Origin of the sequence: Williamwhitmania sp. (assembly GCA_035529935.1) — a bacterium.
GTDB lineage: Bacteria > Bacteroidota > Bacteroidia > Bacteroidales > Williamwhitmaniaceae > Williamwhitmania.
In genome coordinates this window covers 1-3,778 of the sequence record DATKVT010000140.1, presented here as the reverse complement: position 1 = coordinate 3,778, position 3,778 = coordinate 1, and the positions used below count along the sequence as shown (strand labels likewise).

The 3,778-nt window shown below is 39.1% G+C and carries 6 protein-coding genes; all 6 read right to left on the bottom strand.

Features of this window, described 5'->3' with window-relative positions; all coding sequences use genetic code 11:
• Nucleotides 1-166 precede the first annotated feature (166 nt).
• The 6 genes from VMW01_10590 to VMW01_10565 all read right to left on the bottom strand — a co-directional run bounded on the left by VMW01_10590 (nt 167) and on the right by VMW01_10565 (nt 3,535).
• Entirely contained in the window at nt 167-700 is a 534-nt protein-coding gene (locus VMW01_10590; protein HUW06697.1) for a hypothetical protein, read from the bottom strand.
• Nucleotides 701-1,413: 713 nt separating this feature from the next.
• On the bottom strand, nt 1,414-1,833 hold the full coding sequence (locus VMW01_10585; GenBank protein ID HUW06696.1) for a hypothetical protein: 420 nt from the start codon (nt 1,831-1,833) through the stop codon (nt 1,414-1,416).
• Nucleotides 1,834-1,851: 18 nt separating this feature from the next.
• Nucleotides 1,852-2,475: a uracil-DNA glycosylase gene (locus tag VMW01_10580; protein HUW06695.1), complete on the bottom strand. Its 624-nt coding sequence runs from the start codon at nt 2,473-2,475 to the stop codon at nt 1,852-1,854.
• Between the two features lie 54 nt (nt 2,476-2,529).
• Complete coding sequence (locus tag VMW01_10575; GenBank protein ID HUW06694.1) at nt 2,530-2,832, bottom strand: hypothetical protein; 303 nt, start codon at nt 2,830-2,832, stop codon at nt 2,530-2,532.
• A gap of 104 nt (nt 2,833-2,936) precedes the next feature.
• A complete protein-coding gene (locus VMW01_10570; protein HUW06693.1) occupies nt 2,937-3,272 on the bottom strand; it encodes a hypothetical protein in 336 nt (111 codons plus the stop codon).
• A 5-nt stretch (nt 3,273-3,277) separates the two neighbouring features.
• On the bottom strand, nt 3,278-3,535 hold the full coding sequence (locus tag VMW01_10565; GenBank protein HUW06692.1) for a hypothetical protein: 258 nt from the start codon (nt 3,533-3,535) through the stop codon (nt 3,278-3,280).
• Nucleotides 3,536-3,778 lie beyond the last annotated feature (243 nt).

The following is a 3,778-nucleotide window of genomic DNA, read 5'->3' as shown; positions in this document are numbered from 1 at the left end:
ACCCCGAATTGCCCTCCTAATGCGCGCGCGCTCCGTCTTTGTTATGGGCTTTGTGCTAAGGGCATTTTTAATCCACTTGTCAGCCCACGGCTTTAATTGTGCCTCGTGTTCTGGTGTCAGCTTATACTTTTTATACTTCATATTAAAATTTTCAAATTGTTATTTCTTACAAAGTGTATCGTTTTACATCATCCCAATAAATTGCTTTTTTGGTTTCAGCAATTCGTTTTAACCTTGGTTCTTTGTACAAATTTTTCTTTTTTAGTGTCATTGCCATTATGAGACCCAGTATTTCAACAACATTGCCTTCAATAGTTGCCAATACTATAATGTCATTATCGGTTGGACGTGACAAAAGTTGATCGTTTTTTTGGAATAAGAAAGAGATACCATACAGAGAACCGGATGACTTAGACTGGCTTTTTATGTGAAAACAAAGCACCCCATCTGTCAAATCTGCACCAAATGTCTTTTTTTTCTCTTCATAAACATTGAAATCAGGCTTTTTTACTAAAAATCCATTCTTTTTCAAATATTTGAATGCAGCAATTTCTGCAACCTTTCCTTCTTGGATTTGCTCCAAAATTTTTTCTTTATTTAGCTGCCCGCGTCCGGCGTAACAGCCTTTTGATGTTTCGTATTGTTGTTTTGCGTATTTATGGCATATTTGAATGTCGGCATCACTAATTTTTATTAGCAAATTGCCCCAATCTTATTTAATTATCCTCTCCCCAATGCGTCGTGCCTGCAAAATTTGCACCGAGTAGGACTTCTTTTCATATGAATTACCTGGACCTCTTCTTCCGGCTGTAGAACAATCTTTTCATCGCCCTCATACCAAATGGTGCCACATTTGCGACACTCAACTAGCGTGAGCGTCTGCATATATTCGGGTTGTTGATTTTTGTTTGTCATAGTTAATTCCTATTTTTATTATATCTTGATCTTAGTAGACATAAAATTCGCTGCAAGTCTTTCCTTATCCACTCGTGGCTACGATGATACGTTGGCTCCATTTCTTTTAGCGTATGATTGTAAAAATATCTATCTATAACAAGGGCGCGACTACGAGGTTTTAATGATTTTACCATGGTGTTTATATCAAGCCTATCTTCAGAATGACTTTCATATTGAAGGACGATGGGCGTTCTGATTTGGAAGGCGTCGTTTCCATTTTGAATTTCGTGGTCTAAACTTAACATTCCCGACGCCTGCATTTGTTTATATGTGAATCTTTTCAAGTGCGAATAGATGCGATGAAATAGGTAGGTAGCAACGCTAACGCCCTGATCTACATCAAAGTTTTCCATAGCCTCATAGGCTGCAACCATGCCTTCTTGTCGTAAGTCATCATAGAACGATTCCGTATAGGGGAACTTATTCCTGACTCGTCTTGAAGCGGCTATTACGCTACTATTTATTTCGTCTTGGTATCTTATCATTATCCATCATCGCCAATCCATAGTTTATTTGACTTTGGAGAATTTTAAGGCGCACCTCTCTAGTAACATCAGAGAGAGAGGAAAAGTTCTCAATAGTTACTTGATCACCAGTGATTAGCTTGGTCAAATCTGGTGATGGCTCACAAAAGAAGACGCGGCGCCCATGGATAGATTCTACAACAAATTTAGCAATAGCATTATGACCATATTTTTCAGTAATCTTCCAAAGGACATTTTCAACTGATCTTAAGTCAGTTCTAAAAAGAGTGCCCTTTTGATTTATAAAGATAATCTTTAAATGAAGCTTCGTGCTACCTCTATATTTGAATTTTTTACGAGCACCCTTAAGCGCTTCTTGTAATTCGTTAAAAATTTGAGACCAGTTTGGCATTGCTACCCCCTTAGAAAGTTATCCCTCCATACTACTAGTGAGTCCACTTTTGGCGATTTTAGAAATCTTTTTCCAAATTCTGTGAGAATTTTTTCTCAATTCTTCATCATTTTTTCTATAGAGATAGCTGGCTGGGTGCGGAACCACTACAACGGTCCCATGTCCAACCTGGAACATTTCGCCCATTTGTTTCATAATTTGTATAGATTGTCCAGTTAATACCTCGGCAGCGCCCGCGCCCATTGCAACAATTAATTTAGGTTGTATAATTTGTATAAGTTGATCAAAACGATGCCTACAGGCTGCGTACTGCGAAGCATTAGGTTTGACATTTTTACCATTTTTCGTAGATTGACAAGCAACCGGATTGGCAATATAAACAAGACCCTCCAGCTCATAGTAAGAGAGAATTTGCTTTAATTTCCCACCGGCTGGCGCCCTCTCGTCAAATACATTACCACTAATACTTTCGGTCTTTCCAAGAGCTTCTCCCACAAGGAGTAATGGCGCGTCAGGATTACCACGTCCAAACGCGCGCCCTGAAGGATTTTGTTCCGATGGCGTGTTGCATTTATAAAGAGGGCACCTGGTACAATTAAGCCACCCTCTTTCTAGTTCGAGAAGACGGGCTTGCTTTGTCATTTAAAAACTTTTACAAAAATATTTAACCTGAAAGATCAATTAGCAAGGAAATCCCTACTCAACCAACCCCATAATATACCACCAGGTTATAACAAAATTTTTACCTTCCCAAGTAATGGCGTAGCGCGGATCAACCGACTCTGATGGCGAACAATAATTGTCATTGTCGAAAGAACTGTCTCTCTCTTCAATAATGGTGCATTCGTAGGTAATAAAGTTGCTACCGATAACAACCACTCGATCACCGGGGCTATATTGCATGGGTTCAGATGCGCCGTGAGTGGGGGCTTCTTCCCTAAATGCGATAATACGCTCAATTTGCTCTTTTGTTTTACCCTTTTTATATAAATCAAGCATCAAATTGCCATATTTTTTTGCAATTATTTTACGTTCAAACGGGTCATTGAAGTCCAAGGGAACCTCCTAAAAAATTTGTTAAGATAGCTTAACTGTGAGTTCGGTTACAGCAAGTCACCTTTAACGGTTTTCGTACTGACAAAATAACGCTTTCTACGGCGTCCTCGAATAATGAGTGGTGTTTTTCTAATTCGATCCAGACGCATGGTTCTGTATGCATAATTGCTCCCGTTACGCCGAACCAAAACATCAACTACCCCCTTGTCGGGATCTACACTAGCAATAAAAACCATAGTGCGATCAGCGATAGTGCCTTGGGCGTTCACGTAACAAGGGAACAGTACAGCCGCGCCCTCGCGTTGTAACTGAACCAGCCGCCCGGCAATTCCGTTTTTGGTGTGATTTTTCAATTTTAAATCTCCTTGTAATAAAATTAACAAAATTTTTACATATTAACCTTGCGCCGCAAAGTCTTACCTTTGTTTTTTGCATTTACAAGTATTTCAATTGCTTCATCAAGTAATTTAGCTCGTAGTGCGTTTGCACGATTCATCTCATCTAAAAGAGGACTTGGTGGATCGGCAACCCAGTTACAGCCTGCATTGTGACGATAGACTCGTAAGATTTTTAATACATAGTCATTATTGGGGGTACCATCGACATGATATAGTGGCTCCTGATTAAGCAGGGGTAATTTGCTCATAACCGCTCCTTCTGATGCAAGACGGGCTTTGGCGAAGCCAAAGTCATTTCTCCATTGGTTTCAAAATCAAAACTACAAATGTTTCTAATTTGTTCCCAAAATTTCACCTTTCCATATAAAGGGATTTTTGATTCTTTTCTTTATTCTCATATTGAGACTAATGTAAAATTTCTTTACAACAGTTCAAAATTTCTAATGTTACCAAACGGTAACGAAACTTCACAATGTCGAGCAACAACCTTC

Excerpts from the sequence above, each read along its gene's own strand:
- VMW01_10585 (HUW06696.1), bottom strand. The coding sequence starts at position 1,833 with ATGCCAAACTGGTCTCAAATTTTTAACGAATTACAAGAAGCGCTTAAG.
- VMW01_10580 (HUW06695.1), bottom strand. The coding sequence starts at position 2,475 with ATGACAAAGCAAGCCCGTCTTCTCGAACTAGAAAGAGGGTGGCTTAAT.
- VMW01_10575 (HUW06694.1), bottom strand. The coding sequence starts at position 2,832 with ATGCTTGATTTATATAAAAAGGGTAAAACAAAAGAGCAAATTGAGCGT.
- VMW01_10565 (HUW06692.1), bottom strand. The coding sequence starts at position 3,535 with ATGAGCAAATTACCCCTGCTTAATCAGGAGCCACTATATCATGTCGAT.